Here is a 23,911-nt window from a genome sequence, read left to right as displayed (position 1 = left end):
TCGCGCACCCCGCGCACCCCGCGTACCCCGCCCACCCCACAGCCCACCGGCCTGCCTGCCTGCGGACGGGGGGCGACCGGTCTGTCCGGTTCGGGAGATTCACCCGGAAGCGGCAGGTGAGACCGGTTTGACAGAATGAAAATGACCGACCATATTGAAGTGGTGCGCCGCACACCGAGCGTTCATCGACGGGGCTTGGGGGGAGTGCCGTGATCAAGCGGTCCAGCCGAGCCCACCCGCACGAATCCGGCCGCCGGGAGATCCCCTCGTGGCCGGCCGGCCGGTACGCGTACGGGGACGGGGGCACCGGCACCCCCTCGGTTGTCATCCGTCGGCGTAGCCCGGAACCGGCGGAGGCGGAAGCCCAGCGCGACGCTCGGCATGTTCCCTCGACCCCACAGCCCGCCCCGCTGACGTTTCCCACAACGTCTCGGCGAACGACCTACGAGCAGCACACAGAAGACACGAGCCGACCACGACCGGGCCGGCGCCACTGAACGGTGCGGGAAGCGGTGGCCGGAGAACGGAGTCGGGGCGGCGAGGAGAGAGGCACGATGACAGGGTTGTCGCGCGAGTCAGCTGATCACGCCATCCAGTTCTCCGTCCTGGGACCGGTGCGGGTCTGGCGGGGCGGCGGCGAGCTGCTGCTCGGCCCGAAGCAGCAGCGCCTCATCCTCGCCGTGCTCCTGGCGCGTGCCGGGCGGCCCGTCTCGATGCACGAGTTCGTCGACCTGCTGTGGGACGGTGATCCGCCGTCGAGTGCGACCAACGCGGTGCACCGGTACGTCGGAGCACTGCGCCGGCTCCTGGAACCGGGCCTGCCCGCCAGGTCGCCCGGCCGGTGGCTCGCCCGGCAGGCGGGCGGGTACCTGCTGCGCGTCGATGCCGACTGCCTCGACCTGCTGAACTTCCGGGCCCTGGTCGACCAGGCGCGGCAGGCGGACGCGGCGGGCGACCCGACGGGCTCCGTGGGTCTGTTCACCACCGCTCTGGACCTGTGGCAGGGGCGGTGCGCGGCGGATCTGGAACCGGTCAGCAGCACCCGTCCCGCCTTCGTCATGCTGGAGCACGAATACGTGTCGGTGGTGTGCGAGGCAGCGGACACGGCGCTGCGCTGCCGTCGTGCCGAGGCGGTGCTGTTGCCGTTGCGGCGGGCCGCGGAGCGCAATCCGCTGGACGAGGCGCTGCTGGCGCGCCTGCTGCTCGTGCTCGCTTCGGACGGCAAGCAGGCCGAGGCCCTTGCGATGTACGAGGAGATCCGGCTGCGGCTGGCGGAGGAGCTGAGTGTGGACCCCGGCGCGGAGCTGCGGGCCGCTCACGAGCGGATTCTGCGGCACCGCTTCGACGCCGGCGCGCCCGCGGAGGCGGAGGAGGACGAAGGAGCCGCCTACGGCCCACCGGTTCCGGCCGGTTCCATGCCGTCCCCCGCACCCTCGCCGAGGACGGCGCGGCCGGCCCAGTTGCCTCCGGGCCTGCCGGGATTCACGGGACGTGAGGACGCGCTCGCGCAGGCCCGAGCCCTGGCCGCACGGGGTGGCGGTGCGTTGCGGGTGCTGGCCGTCGACGGCATCCCCGGCATCGGCAAGACCGCTCTGGCCGTGCACTTCGCCCACCAGGTCGCCTCCGACTTCCCCGACGGACAGCTCTACGCCGACCTGCGCGGCTTCGCCCCCGACGGCAAACCCGCCGACCCCGCCGACATCCTCCAGGGCTTCCTCGACGCCCTGGGCGTCGCCCCCCAGCGCATCCCCACCTCGCCCGACACCCGCTCCGCGCTCTACCGCAGCGTCCTGGCCGACCGCCGGGTACTCGTCGTCCTCGACAACGCACGCGACCTGGCCCAGATCAGACCGCTGCTGCCCGGCACCGGCAACTGCATGGTCATCGTCACCAGCCGCAGCCGCCTGACCGCACTGGCCGCCGCCCACGGAGCACACCTGCTCACCCTGGACGTCCCCTCCCCCGCCGAAGCGACCAACGCGTTTCTCGAACGCGTCCGCACCAGCCGCCCCGACGCCACCGCCCGCGAGGTCCGCCCGCTCGTCGAACGCTGCGGCCGCCTCCCCCTCGCCGTCGCCATCGTCGCCGCCCGAGCCGCCGCATACCCCGAGCGCACCCTCCACGACATCGACCTCGAACTGTCCACCACCGACCACAGCCTGGACGGCTTCAGCGACGACAACCTCGACAACGACGTACGAGGCGTCTTCTCCTGGTCCTACCGCACACTCGGCCCCCAGGCCGCACACCTCTTCCGGCTGCTCCCTCTGCACCCCGGACCCGACGTCACCGCCGCCGCACTCGCCAGCATGGCCGGCATCAGCCCGCACGAAGCGGTCCAGGCCATGGGCGAACTCGTACGGGCCAGACTGCTGACCGTGCGCGCACGCAACCGTTACCGGGCCCACGACCTGATCCTCGCGTACGCCGCCGAACTGGCCGCCCAGTACGAGCGGGACCGTCCGGCCGTCCGGTCCCGCATGTACGACCACTACCGCCAGACCGCGCACGCCGCGAACCTCCTGCTGCGGCCCGGACCTCAGCCGGCCGCCCCCGCGGCGCCCCTGCCGTCCGTGACCCCGGAGCCGCTGGCTGACACCGCCACGGCGACAGCCTGGTACACACGGGAGCGGGCGGTACTGCGTTCGGTGGTGGAGGCCGCCGCCGCACACGGCGACAGCCGGATGGCGTGGGAACTCGCCGTGACCTTGCAGATGTGCCAGCAGCGCATGGGGTGGTGGCACGACTGGGCCGCCACCATGCGGGCCGCCCTGGCAGCGGCCCGCAAGGCCGAGGACGCGGAGGGCATGGCGCGGACCCACCACGGTCTGGCCGGCGCCCTGCACTCCCTCGGTGACCTGCCCGGTGCGCTGCGCCACCTGGAACGGGCGCGTCGCCGCTTCGAACAACTGCGCTCCACCACCGACTTGGCACACGTCCTGGGGAACATCGGCGTCGTGTACAGCTCCCGGGAGGACCATGTCCGGGCCCTGCGTCATATGGAGGCGGCCCTGGATCTGCTGTGCGGACCCGAGCCACGCCATCTCAGGGCCGCAACCCTTTCGGACACCGCCATGACGCGTGTGAAACTCGGTGATCCGGAGGGGGCCCTGCGGCTCGCGCGCACCGCTGTCGTGATGTTCCGCGACTTGCGTGACCTCAACGGGGAGGGACTGACCCTGACGATCATCGGGCAGGTGTTCCGCCGGCGACGCGACTACGCCCGGTCGGCCTCGTACTACGAACGGGGCATCGAACTGATGCGGCTGGCCGGCAACCGGGGGAACGTGGCGGAGGAGCTGATGGCACTCGGCGACGTGCGGCTCGACGCCCGGGACGTTGCGGGAGCCCGGCGGGCCTGGACCGACGCCCTCAGGAGCCTGGACGATCCGGAACTGCCGCTGGCGGCCCGGGCCAGGGAGAAACTCGCGCTGCTGGACACGGTCGAGGAGCAGCGGGAAGCGGCATCGGTCATTTGACTACCCGGAGGTTCCCGGGCCGTGCCGGGCCCGCCGCCGGCGGCCCCGGTGACGCGTCGACGGACCGGAGTACGTCCTCGTCGGCGGGAAACACCCGGAGCACCGCGAGGGGCTGACCATGTATGCCTACCTGCCGCGCGGGCCGCGATGCGGGCCGGGGCCCAAGAGATAAGTCGTTAGACAGATTCGGCCATGCCCGCTGTCGGGGGACGGTGAGTGCGTCGCCGGCGGTGCGGGACCCTCGCACCGCCCCCACACCCGAAAGGACACCACCATGCCCTACATCACCGTCGGCCGGGAGAACACCACCGACATCGACCTGTACTACGAGGACCACGGCACCGGCCGCCCGGTCGTCCTCATCCACGGCTTCCCCCTCGACGGACACTCCTGGGAAAAGCAGACCACCGCCCTCCTCCACGCCGGCTACCGCGTCATCACCTACGACCGCCGCGGCTTCGGCCAGTCCAGCCAGCCCACCACCGGCTACGACTACGACACCTTCGCCGCCGACCTCAACACCCTCCTGGAAACCCTCGACCTCCACGGCGTCACCCTCGTCGGCTTCTCCATGGGCACCGGAGAAGTCGGCCGCTACCTCGGCACCTACGGCTCCGCCCGCATCGCCAAGGCCGCCTTCCTCGCCTCCCTCGAACCCTTCCTCCTCAAAACCGACGACAACCCCACCGGCGCCGGCGACCACGCCTTCTTCCAGAACATCTCCGACACCGCCAAGAACGACCGCTACGCCTACTACACCGACTTCTACCGCGACTTCTACAACCTCGACGAAAACCTCGGCACCCGCATCAGCGAAGAAGCCGTCCGCAACAGCTGGAACGTCGCCACCAACGGCAGCGCCCACGCCGCCTGGGCCGCCCCCCTCACCTGGCCCACCGACTTCCGCAACGACATCCCCAAGATCGACGTCCCCGCCCTCATCCTCCACGGCACCGCCGACAACATCCTCCCCATCGACTCCACCGCCCGCCCCTTCCACAAGGCCCTCCCCCACGCCGACTACGTCGAGATCGACGGCGCCCCCCACGGCCTGCTCTGGACCCACGCCGAAGAAGTCAACAACGCCCTCCTCACCTTCCTCGCCAAGTAGTCACCGCCGATGCCACGGTGGTCCACTCCGCGATCCGGCGGTGCGGGCCACCCGGGCACAGCGCCACGTCGTCCGGAGGCGGCGCGGGCGGACGGGGCACACCTGCCTGGTCTGTCGTCGACCACGTCGAATGACAGATGTCAAGGACGCCACATGTGTCTAGGTTGGAACGGTCTCGCTGCCCGGGCCCCCGATCCGCCCGGTCGTGCGGGCCCGTGGGCGGCCCGCGGCCTCGGTGCCGGACGGGAAGGCCATCGAACGAACCGGAGATGCGGCATGAAGCCGGACATCCACCTCTGCGGCGCCGTGAGCGCGCCCCCGTTCCGCGACGGCGGTGCGGCACGCCACGGAGAGGACTGCCCGTTCCCGCCCGCCGGCGGCGAGGGGCCCGCGCCGACCCGTGTGCCGGCTGTCCCCCGTCGACGGCGGGCCTCCGAGCCGAAGGCGGGAACGAGCCGATGACGACCACTTCTCCCCCGTACCGGGGCGCGCGGGCCGGCACGGCTCCGCGTTCCTCGGGGTCGGGCAGCGCCCGGCCCGCCGAGCCGGTCGGCAGGGGCGGTGACCTCGACACCTGCCGGCGCGCCCTCGGCCGGGCCGCGCAGGGCCGGGGTGCCGCGGTGGTGGTGCGGGGCGAGGCCGGAACGGGCAAGAGCACGCTTCTGGGGAGCGTCGCGGACCGGGCGGCCGGCAGCGGGTGGCGGGTCCTGCGCGTGTCGGGCCGCGACACACGCGCCAGGGGCGCCTTCGGCGCGTTCGAACCCCTGGCCGATGAACTGCTCGCGCTGGCCGTCGGACTGCCGGACCTGCTGCGCACGGCTCTGCGGAGGGCACTGGCGGGAGACGCGGCCCCGGACGCGCTGTCCACGTACGCGGCGCTGAGGCAGGTGCTGGCGTCCGCGGCACAGCGCGGTCCCGTCCTGCTGGTCGTCGACGACTGCCATCTGCTCGACACCGCCTCGGCCCGCGCCGTCACGTTCGTCACCAACCGTCTGCCGGGCACGGCCGTCGCCGTACTGGCGGCCACGGCGGACGATGTCCGCGACCCCTTCGACGGGTGCGAGATCACGGAGGTCTCGCTGACCGGTCTGGACCAGCACCGGGCCGGGCGCCTGCTGACGGCCCGTCACCAGGACCTCGCCGCGGTGGTGCGCGCCGCGGTGATCTCGGCCGCGCAGGGCAATCCGCTGGCGCTGCTCAGCCTTTCCGACGCGCTGACCCCGGCGCAGCGCGACGGCGGTACGCCCCTTCCCGACCCCCTGCCGGCGGGCCCGCTGCTGGACGGCAGGCTGGGCGGACTGTTCCGGTCGCTGCCGCTTCCCACCCGCGATCTCCTGGCCCTCCTCGCCCTGACCGAGGCGGGCATGAGCACGGTGGATCTCACGCACGCGGCGGAGCGGCTCGGCACGGGGCTGGACGCCCTCGACCCGGCGGAGAAGGCGGGGCTCGTCCGCGGTGACCGCACGGTGCGCTTCACGCGCCGCTTCTTCCGGGCTCTGGCGTACTCCACGGCGTCACCGGCCGCGCGACGGCGGGCCCACACCGCGTGGACGAACCTCGGCCTGGCACGGTGGGCGTCGGCGGGCGGCGGAGCGCATGCCGCCCGGGGCACCGACGGGGACGCGTCCTTCGACCGGTTCGCCCGGGCGGCGGCGGCCCGGGGCCAGTGGAGCGCCGCCCTGCGCGCGTGGCAGCGGGCCGCCGACGCCGGCTCGGACCCGGCGGGCCGTTCCCGCGGGTACGCGGCGGCGGCGACCATGGCCCTGCGCTGTGGCCGCCCAGGGCTGGCGATGGCGTTGAGTCGTCAGGCGCAAGGAGCCCGGGAGCCGGCGCTGGCCCGCACCGTCAGCATGGTCCAGGCGAGCGCGGGGTTCGACACCGCCTTCACCGCCGACACGAACCGGGCCTCCCTCTCCGCTGCCCTGACGCACGGCCAGGTGCTGGGGTGCGACGGGCGTGACTGGGCCGCCTTCCAGTTGGCCCTGCTCGGCTCGCTGACCCACCGGCCCGGACCGGCACGCCAGGCACTGGACTGGCTGGGCGCGCAGCCGGTGCCCAGCGCGGCGCTGCGCACGGCCGTACTCGCCCACCTGGACCCGGTGGGCCGGCTCCATGAGATCAGGTCGGGTCTGGCCGAGGCCACCGGTCCCCTGGCCGCGGGGGTCGCCCGCTCGAACGCGCGGGAACTGACCTGGCTGGCGGACGCGGCGTGGCGCATCGACGACCTCGCGCTCAGCGAACACCTGACGGCGACCGCCCTGCGACGCGGCAGGCCCGAGGACCGTACCCATCTCTCCCATGCCTCCGCCCTCCGGGTCGCGCTGATGGTGGCGGCCGGGCGGTGGTCGGAGGTGCGCGCCGTGGTGCCGGCGCTGCTGCGGGAGGCCGAGCGCGAGGGCCTGACCCGGTACGGCGTCTCGCTCAAGGCCCAACTGCTCCTGGCCTACGCCTTCCAGGGGCGCGCCGAGCAGGCGGGCGAACTGCTGGCGGACGTCCGCCGGTGGGCCCGTGCGTACGACTCCCCCCACCATGGCCAGATCGCGTCCTACGCCGCGTACCTGCTCGCCGAGTCCGGCGCCGTCACGGCCGGCGGCGGGAGCCACGCACCGCTGCCGCCCGGTCCGGTGAGCGACGTGATGGCGCGCCATGCCTACGTGGACACCGTACGCGCCGCCCTGGCCCGCGGCCGGACGGCACTGGCCCGAGCCCAGGCCGCGCGTGCGTCGCTGCATGGTCTCGAAGGGTTCTCGGCGGACATGCGGCTCGCGGTCCGTCACGCCCGGGCGCTCCTGGCCGCCCACGACGGCCGGGACGACACGGGGCAGCTGTTCCGCGCCGCCGCCGAGGCGGCCACGGCCGCCTCCCGGCCCTTCGCCCGTGGCAGGCTCGCCCTGGACCACGGGATGTGGTTGAAGCGGCAACGGGAGATGGCCGGGGCGCGCAGTCAACTGCGGTTCGCCCACGACCTGTTCACCCGGCTGGGAGCCGCGCCCTGGCAGGAGTCCGCGCGTGCCGAACTGCGGGCGGTGGGGGTGCGCCTCCCCGGTCCGGGCTCTATCGCGCAGGCGGACCCCGGGCGGCCCGCCCTGACCGCACACGAACTGCGCATCGTCCGGATGGCCGCCCGCGGGCTGTCCAACCAGGAGATCGCGGACCAGCTGGCCATCTCGCCACGGACGGTGGCTTCCCATCTGTACAAGGTGTTTCCGCGGCTGGGCATCAGCTCCCGCCGGGAACTCGACCGCGCATTGCAGGAACTCGGTGATCACACATGACACGAAGTGCCGTCAAGGCACCGCTGCGGGAGCGTCCGGGTCCGGCCGGCCGGTTCCGTCTGACGTCCGTGCCGGACGCGCCGGCGATGAGGGCCCTGGGAGGCGGCGAGGACCGGGACGTCCTGCCGGTGACGCTCACCCTGACGGCGAGCGACGTGCTCACGGAGGAGGGCGCTCAGGCCTACCTCCGGGGGGCGTCGGGTGTGCGGGTGGTGCCCTGGGAGGACCGGCACGGTGCCGACGTCGCCCTGGTGCTGACGCACAAGGTCTCCCTGGCGACGCTCACACGTGTCGAGGAGGTCGCGGGGGCGGCCCAGGGGCGGGGAGTGCCGGTGCTGCTGGTGGTGGACTCGATCAGCGAACGGCACCTGCTGTACGCGGTCGACCGCGGTGTGGTGGGTGTGCTGCTGCGCGGCGAGGTCGGTTACGCCGACATCGTGCGGGCGAGCCGCAGGGCCCTGCAAGGGGAGTCGCCGCTGCCGCCCACCCTGGTGCGCGCCCTGGTCGAGCGGCTGCGCTCGCTGCCGGGGCACCAGCCGGGCTCGTCCGACCTGTCCGCGCGGGAGGTGGACGTCCTGCGGCTGCTGGCCGAGGGGTTGAGCACCGCGGAGGTGGCCGGACGCCTCAACTACTCGGAACGCACGATCAAGAACGTGCTGCACGACGTCATCACCCGGCTGGGCCTGCGCAACCGGACGCAGGCGGTGGCCTACGCCATCCGCAACGGCGCACTGTGAGAGCGGTACCGGGGGCCGATGGCCGCCGAGGCACGCCGCCGAACGCGGCGCGGCCCCGTCTCCAGCGGGCCCGGGAGCTGTTCGGCGCGCTCGGCGCGACCGCGTGGGAGCGGCGCGCGGCCTCCGAGCTGCTGGCCGCGGGCGAGGCGGTGGACACGTCCCGCCCCGCGTGGGCCGAGAGGTACGACCTGACGCCCCGCGAGGCCGAGGTGACCCGCCTCGCGGCCGAGGGGCTGTCGAACCAGCGGATCGGCTGGCAGCTGGGAATGAGCCATCGCACGGTCGCGAGCCATCTGTCACGTGTCTTCGCCAAGACGGGTGTGAGCTCGCGCAAGCACCTGCCCGCGGCACTCCGCGCCTGACGCGCGCGGGAACACGTCACATCGCCACCTTGACAGGCAAGGTTCGATGAAGAAACCTTGAGCTCCGGAAAGTGTACCCCCAGGCACCTGGGCGTCGCCGCTCCCCGAGCGGGCCGTGATCCGGTGCGGGGCCGTCGCGGAAGCGGGAAACACGTATGACCGACTGGCACAAGACAGCGTGCAGCCTCTGTTACGTCAACTGCGGTCTTGAGGTCGCGATCGACCAGCGCGCGATCACCCGGGTCCGCGGCGACAAGGAGAACCCGCGCACCCGGGGGTACCTCTGCCAGAAGCCGCAGCGGCTGACGTGGTACGGCGACCACCCGGACCGTCTGACCACCCCGCTGCGCCGCCGCCCCGACGGCGGCCACGAGCCCGTGGACTGGGACACCGCGCTGACCGAGATCGCCGGGCGCCTGCGGGACATCCGGGACACCACCGGGCCAGGAGGCCCCGGCGCCCTCGCCTACGTCGGCGGCGGCGGTCAGGGCAACCACTCCGGTGGCGCGTACGGGAACGCGCTGATGAGCTGGATGAACTCCACGCGGTTCTTCGGCGCCCTGTCGCAGGAGAAGACCGGGGACTTCTGGGTCAACGGCAAACTGTTCGGGGGGCAGGTCTGCCACACGTCCGAGGGCGTCGAGGAGTGCGACCTGCTGGTGGCGATCGGCTGCAACCCCTGGCAGGCACACGGTTTCAACCGTGCCCGCACCGAGGTGAACGGCATCAAGAACGACCCCGGCCGGAAGATGATCGTCATCGATCCGCGCCGTACCGAGACGGCGGACATGGCCGACGTCCACCTGCCGTTGCGGCCCGGAACCGACGCCTACCTGCTGGGCGCGATCCTCGCCCTGGTCGTGCGGCGCGGGGGCGCGGACGAGGCGTTCCTGCGGGACCACACCGAGGGCTACGAAGAGGTCGCCGACGCCCTGCTGCGCATCCCCGTCGCCGAGTGGATCGCCCACGCCGAGGTGGAGTGGTCGGACGTGGAGCGGGCCGTGGAGCTGATCCTGGCCGCGCGGGCGATGACCGTCCGCGTCGAACTGGGTGTCCAGCAGGGGCGCAACTCCACGCTCAACAGCTACCTGGAGAAGCTGCTGTACCTGGTCACCGGGCACTTCGGCCGGCCGGGCACCAACGCCCTGCACTCCTGGCTGATCCCGCTGTGGAAGGAGTCCCACGGGGAGCGCTCGCAGATCACCGGGTTCGAGTACATCGGCGGGTACCTGCCCATGAACACCCTGGCCGAGGAGGTCCTCGCCGACCATCCGCACCGGGCCCGTGCCGTCTGGGTGGACTCGTCCAACCCGGCCAACACCGCGGCGGACACGGCGTCCGTCGAGCGGGCCCTCGCGGAGTGCGAACTGTCGGTGGTCGTCGACATCGCCTACACGGAGACGGCGGCGCTGGCCGAGTACGTCCTGCCCGCGGCCTCGCAGCACGAGAAGTGGGAGTGGGCGTTCTTCGACTTCGAGTGGCCGACGAACTACTTCCAGCTCCGTCGGCCGCTGTTCGCCCCGCTGCCGGGCACCCTGGTGGAGGCCGAGATCTACACCCGGCTCCTGGAGAAGCTCGGCGCCCTGCCGGACCGGGCGGAGCTCGACCGGCTCACGGAGCTGGCCCGCACCGACCGGCCGAACCTGCTGCGGCACGCCGCCGCCACCCTGCGCAAGGCTCCGGGCATCGCCCCCGCGCTGCTGTACCGCACGCTGGGCCGAACACTGCCCGAGGGCGCGGCCTCCGCGGCGGTCCTGTGGCCCGGCTGCCACACGGCCGCGCGCCGGCTGGGGCCCGCCGTCCAACGGGCGCTGGGCACCGAGGCGTCCGGGACCGCGCTCGGCGAGGAACTCTTCGACCGCGTCCTGCGGTCACCGAGTGGTCTCGCCTTCAGCGAGCACCGGTACGACGAGGTGTGGAGCCTGATGCGCAGCGAACGCGTCACGCTCGCCGTGCCGGAACTGCTCGCCTGGCTCACGTCCCTGGACCCGGCCGCCGACCGCCGTGACCCCGACTTCCCGCTGTCCCTGGTCAACGGTCAGCGCCGCAGCCACAACGCCAACCAGATCCTGCGGCCGCCCGCGTGGCGCAAGAGCGACCCGGACGGCGCGCTGCGCGCCCGCTCCGAGGACCTGTCCGCCGCCGGTGTCGCCCCGGGCGACTGGGTGGCCGTGGTGTCGAGGACCGGCCGCCTGGTCGCGCGGGCCGAGGCCGACGAGACGCTGCGGGCCGGGCAGGTGGCCCTGCCGCACGGTTTCGGGATGTCGGTCCCCGACGGCCGCGGTGGGCGTGTCACCCATGGCCCGCGGATCAACCTGCTCACCGACGCCGCCGACCGCGACCCGATCGCCGGCACACCGCACCACAAGGACATGCCGGTACGACTGGAGCGGCCGACGCCCGAGGAACGGGAGACCGCCCAGCGGGACAGCGACCGCGTGCACGCGCTGATGCGCACCTGACCGGCGGCGGAGACGGCGGCCCCGAGCATGGCACTGGTCCCAACTTCCGCGCCTGGGGAGCGAGTCCGGAAACACCGGCATACGCTGCACCTCATGGACCTGCGGGGCCGGAACGAGACAGACGGCGGCCCCCACGCGACGGCGTACCGGCGGGAGGAACTCGGCGAGGACGTCGTAGCACTGGCCGGGGCGCTCGGCACTCGACCGCACCTGGCCGGCCACTCCATGGGCGGCCGGATCGCCCGGGGCGCCGCGCTCGCCGCCCCTCGGCGTTCGCGTCCCTGACGCTGCCGTCCCCGGGGCCGAAGCCGCTCACCGGGGCGCTCACCACGATGACGATGGAGCAAGTGGGGCAGGTCATGCGACACCTGCGTCCCGAGCGGGCCGTGTCGTCCGGCGCCGAGGAGCGGCGCGCGCTGGCTGCGCACCAGCCGCACCCCACTACTGGCCACCGGACGGAACCTGCTGGACGAACCCGACCGGACCGCGGAGCCGGCCGGGCTGAGCGGGCTCGCGGTGCGCGTGCTGCACGGCGAGCAGGGAGGACACCTGGGCGCCGTCCCTGCTCGCCGACACGGCACGTCGGCTGGGCCCGGCACACCGTCCTGGCGGACACCGGGCACTCGCCGCACGTGGAGCGCCCCCGGGCGACGGCGCGGGCGATGGCGGGCTTCCGGGACGGCGTACCGGTCACGGCGCCACCGCGGTGAGCGAGGCGCTACCCCGCTCGCCGGTGACCCCGCCGCCGGTCAGGCGTCCGTGGGCGGCACGGTGTCGGGGCGCAGCCAGGGGGACGCGAAGTCCACGTCCTCGTGGCCCAGTCCGTGGGGTTCGTCGGTGTAGAACCGCAGCCGGACACCGTCGGGGTCGGGGACCACCAGGAGGTGGCCGACCAGGGCGACGATGACCGGTGAGTGCGGCACGCCGAGCGTGTCGAGGTGACGGATCCAGCCGTCGAGTTCCGCCCGGCCCGTCACCGTGAAGGTCAGCGGGTCGAAGCCGGCCAGCCGTCCGGCGGTCGCCGGGTCGAGACGCAGTTCCACGGGCACGTCCACACCGGGGACGTCGAGGATGACGGCGAACAGCTCCCCGTCCTGGGTGACGTGGTCGAACTCCTCAAGGCGGCGCGCGCCCAGGACGGAGCCGTACCAGGCGATGCTCCGCTCCAGATCGGACACGGGAATCTTGATGTGGTGCAGGCCCCGTACCACGGGTCGGGCGGACATACGGAACACACTCCTCGGATCTGCGTACGCCACTGCGACGGGCACCACCGAACATACTCCTCGTACATGTGGAACCGTTCGTGCACCCGAACTGTCCTCGCGTGCACATGTGCGCCGCGGGAGTCCCCCACGCGAGGCGATCCGTGGCCGCCCGGTGGCATTCTTCGGGCATGGCAACCTCATTCCCCGAGATCGGTGATCGTCCCGACGATCTCGCCACCGCCGCCGAAGTGCGCCTGGACGACGGTCAGCTCGCCCGGGCCACCCGGTACGCGACCTGCGAGGAGGTCCGGGCGGGGGACGTCCTCTACCAGGTGGAGGACGATTCGGTCGACCTCTTCCTGTGCGGGACGGCGACGCTGGAGGCGATCATTCCGTCCTCGGAGGGCGGTGACGGGCACCTCTTCATGACGCACGGCCCCGGCCAGTTCGCCGGCGAACTCAACCTGCTCACCGGGCAGCGGCGCGGGCTGACCGTACGCGTCGCGACCGGCGGCACGGTCCACCGGGTGCGGCCGGCGGCCTTCCGCCGGCTGATGGCCCAGGAGACCGAACTCTCCGACCTGCTCCTGCGCGCGATCCTCGCCCGGCGCCGGCTGCTGCGCCAGGCGACGGAGCAGACGCTGCGGATCGTCGGCGACTCCGGCTCGGCGGCGGGCCTGGCCATGCGCACCTTCCTGGACCGTCAGGGCGTGCCCCACCGGTGGCTGGACAGCGACTCCCCGCAGGGCGCGGACGCGCTGCGCTCGTCCGGTCTCAGCGAGGAGGACCTGCCCGCGGCACTGACCTCACGCGAGGCGACGCCCCGTGTGACGCCAGGCGTGCTGAGCCAGCAGCTCAACCTCGCCTACCGCCGCACCGGACGCGGCTCGGCCGACCTCACCGTCGTGGGAGCCGGGCCGGCGGGGCTGGCGGCCGCGGTGTACGGCGCCTCCGAGGGCCTTCAGACGGTGCTGCTGGACGGAGTGGCCGTCGGCGGCCAGGCCGCCACGAGCGCGCGTATCGAGAACTACCTCGGTTTCCCCTTCGGGCTCAGCGGAGCCGATCTGACCGCGCGTGCCGCCGTGCAGGCGCTGAAATTCGGTGTGCACCTCGCCAGTCCGTGCGGTGTCGTCGGACTGAGCACCGAGGGCCCCGACCACGTCGTGACCCTGACGGACGGAACCCGCGTCGAGACGCGGGCGGTGATCATCGCCACCGGAGCGGAGTACCGGGCGCTCCCCCTCGACGGCTGGGCGGAACTGACCGGCTGCGGCATCTACTACGCGGCCACCGACCTGGAGGCCCAGGCGGTGGCCGGCCGGCCGGTCGCGGTGGTCGGCGGCGCCAACTCCGCGGGACAGGCCGCCCTGCACCTGGCCCGGTACGCCTCCGAGGTCACCCTGGTGGTACGGGGACCCGATCTCGGCGCTCGCATGTCCGCGTACCTCGTGGAACGCATCCTGAACGATCCGCGGATCACGGTGCTCACCGGCACCGAGGTGACGGCGCTGCACGGCAGGCCCCACCTGGACGGTGTGTCCCTGACCACCCGGGCCGAGGGCACCGGGGCACGCCGTATCGCGTGCACAGGCCTGTTCTGCTTCATCGGGGCCCGGCCGGCGACGACATGGCTCAGTGGAGTGGTCCTGGACTCGGACGGGTTCGTGCCGACGGACCGGCAGTTGCCGGCGGGGGACCTCGGACCCCGCTGGAAGGAACTGGGGCGTGAGCCGCTGCCGTACGAGACCAGCGTGCCCGGCGTGTTCGCGGCCGGTGACGTGCGTCTGGCCTCGATGAAGCGTGTCGCCGCCGCCGTCGGTGACGGCGCCAGCGCCGTCCGTTCGGTCCACCAGTACCTCGCGACGATCTGAGACGGAAACGTTCATGAGCAAGCGACCGCGCGACGGCGACATCGTCCACATCGGCGCCGCGGAGCGCCTGCGGCTCGCGTACGGCACACCGGTCCTGACGCACGAGCGGGAAGTCCGCCTGACCCGCACCGCCGCACCGGACGACTGCGCCCCGGCGTGGTGGCGCAGTGCGTGCAGCGCGTAGTGCCGCCGGGACTCGACCGTTCCGGGTCCGGGACCACCGGCGGCACGGCCGTCACGTGCCGCCGGCCTCGTCGAAGGCCTTGAGCGCGTCGCGCAGGGCGGCGCGGGAGGTGATGCCCAGCTTGGGGAACACCCGGTAGAGGTGGGCGCCGGCGGTGCGGGGCGAGATGTTGAGCTGCCGGCCGATCTCCTTGTTGGACAGGCCGCTCGCCGCGAGTTCCGCGATACGACGCTCCTGCGCGCTCATCTTCACGCCGGTCCTGGCGTCGGCGATCCCGACGCCCACGCCGGCCGCGCGGAGCTCGTCCCGCGCGCGCTGCGCCCAGAGCGGAGCCTTCAACTGCTGCTCGAACAGTTCCAGTGCCAGGCTCAGCTGGACGCGCGCGGCCGTGTACTCCCGGCGCCGGCGGAGCCACTCTCCGTACCAGAGCCGGACCCGGGCGTGATCGAAGGGCCACAGGGAGGCGTCCGGCACCGCGAGGGCCGCCTCGTACAGCGCGCCCGCCTCCTCGTCGGGCGCGGCGACGGCGGCAGCCGCGGCGAGGATGAGCTCGTGGTGCGGCGAGATGGCGTCCAGACGCGCCTTCCGGCCCGCCTCGACGTGTGCGCGGGCCGCCCCGGTCCGGCCGGTGCGCATCGCCGACTCCACCAGGTCCAGGAACACGCGCGAGAAGTGCGGGAAGTGCGAGGGCAGTTCTCCCGGCGGGGTCAGCGTGGAGGTCAGCAGGTAGGCCTCCTCGAAGTCCCCGCGGCCGACCGCGGCGCGGGCCCAGGTCTCGTTCACCGTGGACATCAGCAGTTGCATGCGTCGCGGCTGGGCCCACGCGGTGATCGTGTCGCAGTGGCGGCGCAGCGCTTCCTCGTCCCCGCGGCCGGACGCGACCATGGCCAGTCCGTACGTGAAGATGATGTGGATGAGGTGGTACTCGTGCTCGGTGGCGTCCGCGAAGCCCTGGGACGCGATCGCCTGGACCTTGTCCCACTCACCCCGCATGAACGCCTCGTGGGTCCTGGCCACCACGCCGAAGCGCAGGCTGTCGTACGCGCTGTGCCCGACGGCCTCCCGCCACACGCCGTCGTAGTAGGTGAAGCAGTCAAGGTACATGGCCGTGTAGATCAGCCAGTTGACGCGCCACAGGGGCGTCTCGGGAGACAGCGCGGCCGTCGCCCTGTCCAGCCGCTCCCGCACGTCATGAGCGGTCCGCGCCGGATCGGCGACGCAGTCGAAGCACATGCGCGCGGGCTCGGAGATCTGGTCGAGCGCGCGGTACACGGGTGGCCACAGTTCCGCACGGCCTCCCCACACCGCCGCGTTGAGCAGGACGTAGAACGCGTCGTCGAACGCGTCCACGTCCGTCGGGGCGGTGCTCGCGCGCGCCGCCTCCATGGCAGAGGGCAGGATGCGGTAGACCGCGTCGATGTCTCCCTCCCGGTGGAACTGCACGTAGCCGGCGGCCGCCGCGCCGCGCAGTGATTCCGTGGTCTGGCCGGCCAGTTCGTGAGCCGTGCCCAGGAGGCCGGCGATACCGGCGGCGAACGCGGCCTGCTCCAGGCGGCGGACGCGTTCGGTGGGGTCCTGGCTGAGTTCGGCGGCTCGGCGGTACGCCGTGGCGGCCTCCGCGGCGCCGCCACGGGCCATGGCCCGCTCCGCGGCGCGGGTGAGTTCGACGGCGACCGCCTCGTCGGGGTCGTCCGCCGCGTGGGCGAGGTGCAGGGCGCGCCGCTCCGGCTCCGTCTTCAGGACCTCGGCGAGGGCCCGGTGCGCGGCCCTGCGGCGTCCGGCCGGGGACATGTGCACCACACAGGAGCGGACCAGGGGATGCCGGAAGGTGACCTGCTCCGCGACGTGGTCGACGCGGACCAGTCCGGTGCGCTCGCCCGTCTCCAGCAGGCCGTCGTCCCACTCCTCGCTCCCTACGCCGAAGGCCGCCCGGATGTCCCCCAGATTGCCGGGGCGCTCTCCGTCCAGGGCCGTCAGCAGCAGGGCGAACCGTGTCACGGAGCCGAGCCGCCGGACGCGGTCGGCGAACACGCTCTCCAGCCGGCTGTTCAGCGGCAGGTTCGCCGGCAGGGCTTCGACACCGTCCCGCTGGGCGTCGGTGAGCTGGCTCGGCAGCTCCACCAGGGCGAGCGGGTTGCCTTCGGACTCGTCCAGCAGGCGCCGCCTGGTCGTCTCGGCCAGCCCCGGGTGACTGCTGTCGAGCAGCACCAGCGCGTCGGGGACGGGCAGCGGACCCACGTCGATCACCCGCAGGCCCGTGGGGTCGAGGAAGCCGTGCGCTCCGCTGCGCGCGGCCATGACGAAGGCCGCGCGGCAACTGCTGAGCCTGCGGGTGATGAACGTCAGCACCTCGGCGCTGGAGCGGTCGATCCAGTGCACGTCGTCCACCACCACGCACAGTGGCCGCAGCTTGGACGCGGCCTGGAGGAGCGCCAGCGCCGCCGCCGAGATGGCGAAGCGTCCCGGCGCCGAGCCCTCGCGGATGGAGAGCGCCTGTTCCAGCACAACGCTCTGGAAGGCCGGGAGCCCCGCGAGGTGGTCGAACAGCGGATAGAGGAGCTGGTGCAGCGCGGAGAACGCGAGTTCCTGTTCGCTCTCGACCCCGACGACCTGGAGCACGCGCAGCCCGCCCGCCCGGGCCTGGGCGGTCGCGGCGTCCAGCAGCGCGGTCTTCCCCACCCCGGGGTCGCCCTGCAACAGCAGCGCCGCTCCTTCTCTCTCCGCCTCGACCAGCAGTGCTTCCAGGGCATGCAACTCGGACGTACGGCCCACCAGCGACAACGTTCCTCCCACGCCGGAGGGCGGTTGCCCCTGCCGGCGCTCATATGGTGGCTGCCGGCGGGCGGGGGACGCATCTGTCGGTCGACTGGTATCGGCCGGGTTTCAGGGCGCTTCGGCCAGGAAGGCCAGCACGTCCCGCGCGACCTCCTCGTGGTGCTGGAACAGGAAGCCGTGGCCGGAGTCGGGGTACGTTCTCACCCGTGCGTCGGGCAGCAGGCCCGCGAGCAGACGGGACGCGCCGGGCGGGATGACGAAGTCGTTGTCCCCGTGCACCACGAGCGCGGGTTGCCTGATCGCGGAGAGCCTTCGCAGGGCGCCGTGTTCCGGGACGCCCCACTCGGTCATCGCCTGGTACTGCGCCTGCCTGGCCGCTCGGCCGGCCGGCAGGTCCCGGTCGTGCTCCCGCTCGATGTACCTGCCCAGGAACTCCAGCCCGCTGCGCTGACTGGACTCGGTGTGGTTGAAGAAGGCATACAGGTAGTCCTCCAGGCTCGGCTGGTCGACGTCCGCGCGGGCGAAGACGTCGTCCGGCCGGCCGGGGACGCCCGGGCCGCCGCGCGGGGCGGTGGCCGCCAGCACCAGGCGGCGGACGGCGGCGGGGCGCAGCAGGGCCAGTTCCTGGGCCGTGTAACCCCCCATCGAGAATCCCAGCAGGTCCGCCTGCCGTACCCCGATGGCGGTCATGAAGGCCAGGGTGTCCACGGCCGTCTCCGCGATGGTGCGGGGAGTGCGGCCGGTGCTCAGGCCGACCCCGGCGTTGTCGAAGGCGATCACGTCGCGTTCCGTCGCCAGGGCGTTGACCAGTGCCGGGTCCCAGCTGTCCAGGGTGCCGCGGAAGTGGTGGAGCATGAGCAGCGGCGGCTGTGAGCCGGAGGGGCCGCAGCGCCGATAGGCGTATCTGACGCCGTTGGCGGCGTCGACGACGTGGTTCGGTGCGTCGGTGTACATGTCGGGTCCTTCGCCGGGGTCCTGCTTCCCGCTCGGATGGGAGCAACGCATGCCGTCGAGTGTGACCACGGGCCGGGTCCGGGGCATCGGGCATTTGACCATGCGGGAAGGCGTGACCGGAACGAGATCCCGGGTTCAGACGGGCGGCAGCAGGCTCTCGGTGAGGGTGGCCCAGTCCAGGAGCGCGCCCTCGCTGCCGGAGGGGACCATGGCATAGGTGTCTTCCAGCCATCGGCGCAGCACGGTCAGGTCGGCCGCGAACGTCGCGTGCCCGTGCGGGCTCTCCAGCCTCAGGTGGAGCGACGGCCGCCCGCCCGGCCCCGTGGAGGGCCACACCTTGCAGTCGCCCTCACCGCTGAGCCGGTCGGTGCCGGCGCTCAGCAGGTCCCGGCCGACCACCCAGGTCACGCGGGTCTCCGCGGTCACGAGGAGGTCCATGCGCACCGCGAACGGGTCGTCGACGCTGTAGCCGAACCGGCAGTCGATGCCGGCGTGTCCCGGGGGCACCGGCCGGAACTGGAGGGTGGTGAGGAGTTCGAGGGTGCCCAGGGGGTTGCCGTGGGCGCGATCGGAAGGGTGTGCGTGCTCGGTCATCTGGTCAGCGTCCTCTCTGTCGGTCTCGGGTCCGGTTCGACGGCGGCGGCTCCGGGGGCACGCGCCGAAGTGCCGCGCGGGCCGCGCGTGTCCTGATGGCCCGCCGTTCCTGCTCGCTGAGGCCGCCCCATACGCCCGCCTCCTCGTGGTGGTCGAGGGCCCAGGCCCGGCACGTGCGGACGACCGGGCATCGCCGGCAGACGGCCTTGGCCTCCTCGATCTGCCCGAGCGCCGGTCCTGCCTCGCCGACCGGGAAGAACAGCTCCGGGTCCTCGAACCGGCACATCGCGTACCGCTGCCAGGCCGCAGAGGTCCCCCCGGACCGCGCCCACCGGTCCGGAGCCGGAAGGGCGCGCCGGCTCCCGGGGCCGGGCGGACCCCACGACGGGAGTGCCGTAGGGGCGGGCCACGACCGTGCCCCGTCGAACGCGTCCATCGCCACCTCCGCGACGAGCCTGTGTTTCCCACCAGCCTTTCGGACCGGCGCGTGGCGGGCATCCGTCGTGTGACTGACCGCTTGGCGCAGAGCGATGCCCTGGCGTGCGCCGGGTGCCGGCACCAATGCCCGGAAGGCGGGACGTACGGACGTCCCGTGACCCGGACGTCGGCGTGCCGCCCTCTGGGAAGGCACAGTCAGTCGACTGATGGATCGCGGGGTGAGGGCTCCTAACCTGAACGAGGCCGCGGCCACTGACCGTTCGACGGCCGCCCGTGCGCGTATCCGTGCCCCAAGTGGTTCCGTACACAACAGACCGAGGCAGGTCGGAAGTGACAGACTCCTCCCCCGTCACCCTGGCGGATCTCCAGGTGACGCGTTCCGAGCCCGACATCGACCTACGACTGCTGCGGGCGTTCCTGGCCGTCGCCGGGGAAGGTCACTTCGGTCGGGCCGCGGACCGTCTCATGGTCGCGCAGTCGGCGTTGAGCAGGCAGGTGCAGCAACTCGAACGCCTGCTGGGGGCGACCCTGTTCACCCGCACGTCCCGGGGCGCCCGGCTGACCGGTGTGGGACGGCTCATACTGCCGCACGCCGAACAGGCCGTCGCCCAGAACCGCCGCCTCGTCCGCATGGCGAGATCGGCGGCAGGTCGGTACGGAGCGCGCACGTTGACGATCTCCGCTCCCCTGCCCAGTCCTCCCGGCGGCCTGCTGGCCGAGGCGGTGCGTCATTTCCGTGCCACGCACCCGGACGTGCAGGTCTCGGTCGTGGGACTGGACGACGGAGATGTCGCCGCCGCACTGCGGGACGGCCGCATCGACGCGGCTCTCACCTGGGGCGGGGACCCGTACGCCGATCACGGGCAGGTACTGCTCGAAGAGGGCGCCAGCGCACTCGTGAGCCGGCACCACGCCTGGGCCGGGGCGGCGGAGATGCCCCTGGCCGCGCTGACCGAGGACCCGTTCCTCTTCCCGGTGCGAGAACGCGGGCACTGCTGGGACTCGCTGAACGAGCTGGCCGCCGCCGCACAGGTTCGGCTGACTCCCGTGCCCACGGCCCCCTCCGCCGTTTTGGACCTGGTGGCGGCGGGCCTGGGGGTGTCCGTGGTACCGGCGTCCTTCGGCTTCGCCGGCTACACGGACGTGGCCTTCGTACCGCTGCCCGGTCTGCACCACCGGATGAGCGTCGTGCGGCACGGCGGTGACGGCTCCGCCGTCGCCGAGGCCTTCGTGGCGTCCTGCCGGTCCGCGGCGGCCGGGCTGAGCGCCGCGCACCCCGGGATCTGGAGACAACCCGCAGTGTTCCGGCCACGTTGACGGGAGCCCGGGTTTGCGCCGACGCGGGACATCGCGGATCGTGTCCACGGCAGGGCGGCGGCGGTCCGCGCGGACGGGTTGTGGAATGAATCTGGAATGCACCCCCTCTTTCTGCGGAAATTCTTGATTTTCTCTGGAAGGGCCGTTTCCGGAGCGTTGTTGACTTCCCGACGAAAAGGAAGAACCCGGACCCTCGGGTATTCCGTGATAGCTTCCGAACAATTGTGAGGAGCCGGGGAGGAACAATGATCCGTGGACGCGTGGAAGAGGACCCACTGGACGGGATCATCGGGCGCGAGCCGGAGATATCGCGTGTCCTGCGAGGCCTTTTCCCGAATCGGGCCGAGGACGCGGGCGCCCTCCTCCTCGTCGGTGAGCCCGGCATGGGCAAGACCGCACTGCTGCACGCCGTGGCCGCGGAGGCGGGCCAACGCGGGACCGTCCTCCGCTGCGCGGGCAGCCAGGCCGAGCGAACGCTCGCGTACGGCGCCCTGCACCAGTTGCTGAGACCCGTCCTGAACCACCTGCCCGAGCTGCCGGCTCCGCAGGGCGCCGCCCTCTCCCGCGCCCTCGGCATGCGGCACGCGGCTGCCCGTACCGCCGACGCGGAAGGCGGTGACGAGCGGCTGCTCGTCGGACTCGCGTCCCTGAACCTGCTGCTGGCGTCGGCGAGCCACCGCCCGGTCACGATCTTCGTGGACGACCTCCAGTGGCTGGACGACGCCTCCCTGGAGACCCTGCTGTTCGTCGCGCGACGCACAGCCGGCGAACCGGTGGGTCTGCTGGCGGCGGTACGCGGCGACGGCGTGTCCGGACCCGGGTGGCCCGACTTCGAGCCGGTGCCGCTCGGTCCCTTGTCCGGGGAAGCGGCCGGACGCCTGCTGGACGCGCAGCCCGTGGTTCCCCGGGGCCGCGTGCGCGGGCAGGTGCTGCGGCTGGCGGCGGGGAATCCGCTGGCCCTTATGGAGTTGGCGCGGGATGCCGAGGAGCGGGGATTCCCGGGGTGGGACACGGCGGTGGGGGCGGGATTCTCGCTGCCGGCCCGGCTGGAGAAGGCGTTCGCGGAACGGTTGGACGGATTGCCGGAGGCCACACGCCGGGTGCTGTTGTTCGCGGCGGCCGCGGACGGACCGGACATGAGGGCGGCGCTGTCGGCGGCGGCGTCGGTGCCGGGTGGCGCGGCCGAGGCGTGGGCGGCCGCGGAGGACGCGGGACTGGTGCGTCTGGTGAGCGGGAGGGTCGAGTTCCGGCAGCCGCTCATGCGGTCCGCGGTGTACGCGACCGCGTCGTTCGCGGAGCGTCGCGAGGTGCATCTGCGGCTGGCCGACGGGCTGGACGGAGATCCCGACCGGCGGGCCTGGCACCGGGCCGCGGCGTCCCTGGCGCCGGACGAGTCCGTCGCGGGCGCGCTGGTGGAGACGGCGGACCGGGCACGTCGGCGGGGCGGCTACCGCGTGGCGGCCGCGGCGTTGGAGCGCGCGGCACAGTTGAGCGAACGGGGATGGTCGCGGGCGCGGCGGCTGCTGGACGCGTCCGATCTCGCCGTGCACGCGGGCGAGCCGTGGTGGGTCGAGGCGCTGACGGGCGAGGTGGCCGCGGCGACGGACGACCCCGGGATGCTGGCCGAGGCGGCGTTGCGGAGAGGCTGGGCGCTGGCGGCGACCGGCCGGCAGAAGGCCGCGCTCTCCCAACTGCTGCCGCTGGCCGCCGACATGATGGACGCCTCACCGGTGACGGCGCTGGACGCGGTCAGTCACAGCGCGGTGGTGCTGTACTGCAGCGGTGACGAGGTCTTCCGCCGCCAGGCGCAGGAGTTGCTGGCACGTGTCCCGGGCGAGGTGGGCAGCGCGTACGAACAGGTGTGGGCACGCGCCTGCTGCGATCCCTTCGGCGACCGTCGCGGTGCGCTGGCGGCACTGCATCGCGCCGCGGCCGAGGCGGACGGCGTGCCCGGACGGCTGAGCGTGCTGGGCGGCGCGGCGTGGATCCTGGACGAGACGGCGCTCGGGGTGCGGTTGCTGAGTGCGGTGATGGAACGTCTCCGGACGGTGACGACCGCGGGCTCCAGCGCCATGGTGGGACAGACGCTGGCGCTGGCACAGTTCGACGCCGGTGCCTGGGAGGCGGCGTGCGAGTCCGCTGAGGACGCGCGGCGGGTGGCGGAGGAGAACGGGCTGGAGGCGGCGGCCTGGGTGGCCGTGTACGTCAGCGCGATGGTGCTGGCCCTGCGCGGGGAGGACGCCCGGGGGCTGATGGCGCGGGCCGTGCGGGGGCTCGACATGTCGGAGAGCCGGGCGCTGGGTGTGCGCATGGCGATGGTGCGTGCGGCGGTGGCCGCCGCCGAGGGTGACCACGCGCTGGAGTTCGAGTTGTTGCGGGGGCTGTTCACGGCGGGGCCCGACCCGCGGCCGGTGCACTACCACTGCTCCCTCTACGGCGTGGGGGACCTGGCGGCCGCTGCCGTCCGGGTGGGGCGGCCGGAAGAAGCGGTCGAGGCGGTCGACGCGGTCGAGCGGTGGGTCGGCGAGGGGATGTCGCCGCGGCTGCGGCTGATCGTCGGACGGGCGCGGGCGTTGCTGTGCGAGGGGGAGGAGGCGGAGGAGCTGTTCCGTACGGTCGTGGGGGACCCGGTCGGAGAGCAGTGGCCGTTCGAGCGGGCGGTGGTGTCGCTGGAGTTCGGTGAGTGGCTGCGCCGCAGGCGCCGGATGAGCGAGGCGCGGGCCGAACTGGCGCGGGCGCTGACGGTGTTCGAGCGGCTCAAGGCGCATCCGTGGGTGGAGCGGACGGCCGGGGAGCTGCGCGCCTGCGGGGTACCCGTGCGGGACGCGGAGGGGCATCCGGGGTCGGTGGAGCGCCTGACCCCTCAGCAGTTGCAGATCGCGCGGCTGGCGGCGGCGGGGCTCACCAATCGGCAGATCGGCGAGCGGCTGCTGCTGTCCGCCCGGACCGTGGGCTTCCACCTGTACCAGGCGTTCCCCAAGCTGGGGGTCAGCAGCCGGACACAGCTCCGCGACGCGCTCAGCCGCGCCCAGAGCCCGCGGGAGGGGACACCGGACCACGCGTCCGGCACCGTGAGCAGGCCGGCTGCGCGCCCCGTCGCCGGTCCCGACGAGACCCCGTCACGGCTGGTGAGCCGGCGGTAGT

General features: G+C 73.1%; 16 protein-coding genes and 1 pseudogene. 11 read left to right on the top strand and 6 right to left on the bottom strand.

All coding sequences use genetic code 11. The annotated features are described in order from the left end of the window. Positions 1 to 554: 554 nt before the first annotated feature. The 7 genes from AQJ11_RS34890 to AQJ11_RS34860 all read left to right on the top strand — a co-directional run bounded on the left by AQJ11_RS34890 (position 555) and on the right by AQJ11_RS34860 (position 11,711). The gene (locus AQJ11_RS34890) at positions 555 to 3,479 is read left to right on the top strand and encodes an AfsR/SARP family transcriptional regulator (RefSeq protein WP_059265916.1); all 2,925 of its coding nucleotides are present in this window, start codon (positions 555 to 557) and stop codon (positions 3,477 to 3,479) included. Positions 3,480 to 3,753: 274 nt separating this feature from the next. Further along, entirely contained in the window at positions 3,754 to 4,590 is an 837-nt protein-coding gene (locus AQJ11_RS34885; RefSeq protein WP_058084954.1) for an alpha/beta fold hydrolase, read from the top strand. A 458-nt stretch (positions 4,591 to 5,048) separates the two neighbouring features. After that, a complete protein-coding gene (locus AQJ11_RS34880; protein WP_244218506.1) occupies positions 5,049 to 7,865 on the top strand; it encodes a LuxR family transcriptional regulator in 2,817 nt (938 codons plus the stop codon). Continuing rightward, on the top strand, positions 7,862 to 8,602 hold the full coding sequence (locus AQJ11_RS34875; protein ID WP_058084953.1) for a helix-turn-helix transcriptional regulator: 741 nt from the start codon (positions 7,862 to 7,864) through the stop codon (positions 8,600 to 8,602). The genes AQJ11_RS34880 and AQJ11_RS34875 overlap by 4 nt, the downstream gene beginning before the upstream one ends. Continuing rightward, a complete protein-coding gene (locus tag AQJ11_RS34870; RefSeq protein WP_059265915.1) occupies positions 8,599 to 8,964 on the top strand; it encodes a helix-turn-helix transcriptional regulator in 366 nt (121 codons plus the stop codon). Before AQJ11_RS34875 ends, AQJ11_RS34870 begins: the two co-directional genes overlap by 4 nt. Positions 8,965 to 9,119: 155 nt before the next feature. After that, positions 9,120 to 11,426 (top strand): molybdopterin-dependent oxidoreductase, encoded by a 2,307-nt coding sequence (locus AQJ11_RS34865; RefSeq protein ID WP_059265914.1) that lies wholly within the window; start codon positions 9,120 to 9,122, stop codon positions 11,424 to 11,426. A 27-nt stretch (positions 11,427 to 11,453) separates the two neighbouring features. Next, on the top strand, positions 11,454 to 11,711 hold the full coding sequence (locus AQJ11_RS34860) for an alpha/beta fold hydrolase (RefSeq protein WP_279616966.1): 258 nt from the start codon (positions 11,454 to 11,456) through the stop codon (positions 11,709 to 11,711). A gap of 156 nt (positions 11,712 to 11,867) precedes the next feature. Here the strand turns inward: AQJ11_RS34860 and AQJ11_RS52210 are convergent, their stop codons facing one another. Next, entirely contained in the window at positions 11,868 to 12,002 is a 135-nt protein-coding gene (locus AQJ11_RS52210; protein ID WP_014669435.1) for a hypothetical protein, read from the bottom strand. 173 nt (positions 12,003 to 12,175) lie between these two features. Continuing rightward, the gene (locus tag AQJ11_RS34855; RefSeq protein WP_059265912.1) at positions 12,176 to 12,652 is read right to left on the bottom strand and encodes a VOC family protein; all 477 of its coding nucleotides are present in this window, start codon (positions 12,650 to 12,652) and stop codon (positions 12,176 to 12,178) included. 170 nt (positions 12,653 to 12,822) lie between these two features. Between AQJ11_RS34855 and AQJ11_RS34850 the strand changes: the two genes are divergently transcribed. Continuing rightward, positions 12,823 to 14,505 carry an FAD-dependent oxidoreductase gene (locus tag AQJ11_RS34850; protein WP_059265911.1) on the top strand — a complete coding sequence of 561 codons (1,683 nt, stop codon included), beginning with the start codon at positions 12,823 to 12,825 and terminating at the stop codon, positions 14,503 to 14,505. A gap of 13 nt (positions 14,506 to 14,518) precedes the next feature. Beyond that, positions 14,519 to 14,689: a hypothetical protein gene (locus AQJ11_RS50085; RefSeq protein ID WP_167360894.1), complete on the top strand. Its 171-nt coding sequence runs from the start codon at positions 14,519 to 14,521 to the stop codon at positions 14,687 to 14,689. A 51-nt stretch (positions 14,690 to 14,740) separates the two neighbouring features. On the opposite strand, the gene AQJ11_RS34845 is transcribed toward AQJ11_RS50085, so the two are convergent. From AQJ11_RS34845 to AQJ11_RS34830, 4 genes and pseudogenes are all read right to left on the bottom strand, one after another. Continuing rightward, the gene (locus AQJ11_RS34845; RefSeq protein ID WP_244218505.1) at positions 14,741 to 17,461 is read right to left on the bottom strand and encodes an ATP-binding protein; all 2,721 of its coding nucleotides are present in this window, start codon (positions 17,459 to 17,461) and stop codon (positions 14,741 to 14,743) included. Positions 17,462 to 17,572: 111 nt separating this feature from the next. Next, a complete protein-coding gene (locus tag AQJ11_RS34840) occupies positions 17,573 to 18,418 on the bottom strand; it encodes an alpha/beta fold hydrolase (RefSeq protein WP_014669429.1) in 846 nt (281 codons plus the stop codon). 135 nt (positions 18,419 to 18,553) lie between these two features. Then, a complete protein-coding gene (locus AQJ11_RS34835; RefSeq protein ID WP_014669428.1) occupies positions 18,554 to 19,012 on the bottom strand; it encodes an SsgA family sporulation/cell division regulator in 459 nt (152 codons plus the stop codon). A gap of 4 nt (positions 19,013 to 19,016) precedes the next feature. Further along, positions 19,017 to 19,313: pseudogene (locus AQJ11_RS34830) on the bottom strand (WhiB family transcriptional regulator); the annotation flags it as partial. Positions 19,314 to 19,780: 467 nt separating this feature from the next. Here AQJ11_RS34830 and AQJ11_RS34825 point away from each other — a divergent pair. Beyond that, a complete protein-coding gene (locus AQJ11_RS34825; RefSeq protein ID WP_059265909.1) occupies positions 19,781 to 20,767 on the top strand; it encodes a LysR family transcriptional regulator in 987 nt (328 codons plus the stop codon). Positions 20,768 to 21,012: 245 nt separating this feature from the next. After that, a complete protein-coding gene (locus tag AQJ11_RS34820) occupies positions 21,013 to 23,910 on the top strand; it encodes an ATP-binding protein (protein ID WP_059265908.1) in 2,898 nt (965 codons plus the stop codon). Position 23,911: the final 1 nt, after the last annotated feature.

The organism is Streptomyces corchorusii, from assembly GCF_001514055.1.
GTDB classification, from domain to species: Bacteria; Actinomycetota; Actinomycetes; order Streptomycetales; family Streptomycetaceae; genus Streptomyces; species Streptomyces olivaceoviridis.
Note: the sequence above shows the minus strand (reverse complement) of the source record. Positions and strands in the feature narration are given on the sequence as shown.

Bases quoted from the DNA above. Each gene is read 5' to 3' on its own strand.
- AQJ11_RS34890 (WP_059265916.1), top strand. From the start codon at position 555: ATGACAGGGTTGTCGCGCGAGTCAGCTGATCACGCCATCCAGTTCTCC.
- AQJ11_RS34885 (WP_058084954.1), top strand. From the start codon at position 3,754: ATGCCCTACATCACCGTCGGCCGGGAGAACACCACCGACATCGACCTG.
- AQJ11_RS34880 (WP_244218506.1), top strand. From the start codon at position 5,049: ATGACGACCACTTCTCCCCCGTACCGGGGCGCGCGGGCCGGCACGGCT.
- AQJ11_RS34875 (WP_058084953.1), top strand. From the start codon at position 7,862: ATGACACGAAGTGCCGTCAAGGCACCGCTGCGGGAGCGTCCGGGTCCG.
- AQJ11_RS34865 (WP_059265914.1), top strand. From the start codon at position 9,120: ATGACCGACTGGCACAAGACAGCGTGCAGCCTCTGTTACGTCAACTGC.
- AQJ11_RS34860 (WP_279616966.1), top strand. From the start codon at position 11,454: ATGGCACTGGTCCCAACTTCCGCGCCTGGGGAGCGAGTCCGGAAACAC.
- AQJ11_RS34855 (WP_059265912.1), bottom strand. From the start codon at position 12,652: ATGTCCGCCCGACCCGTGGTACGGGGCCTGCACCACATCAAGATTCCC.
- AQJ11_RS34850 (WP_059265911.1), top strand. From the start codon at position 12,823: ATGGCAACCTCATTCCCCGAGATCGGTGATCGTCCCGACGATCTCGCC.
- AQJ11_RS50085 (WP_167360894.1), top strand. From the start codon at position 14,519: ATGAGCAAGCGACCGCGCGACGGCGACATCGTCCACATCGGCGCCGCG.
- AQJ11_RS34840 (WP_014669429.1), bottom strand. From the start codon at position 18,418: ATGTACACCGACGCACCGAACCACGTCGTCGACGCCGCCAACGGCGTC.
- AQJ11_RS34835 (WP_014669428.1), bottom strand. From the start codon at position 19,012: ATGACCGAGCACGCACACCCTTCCGATCGCGCCCACGGCAACCCCCTG.
- AQJ11_RS34820 (WP_059265908.1), top strand. From the start codon at position 21,013: ATGATCCGTGGACGCGTGGAAGAGGACCCACTGGACGGGATCATCGGG.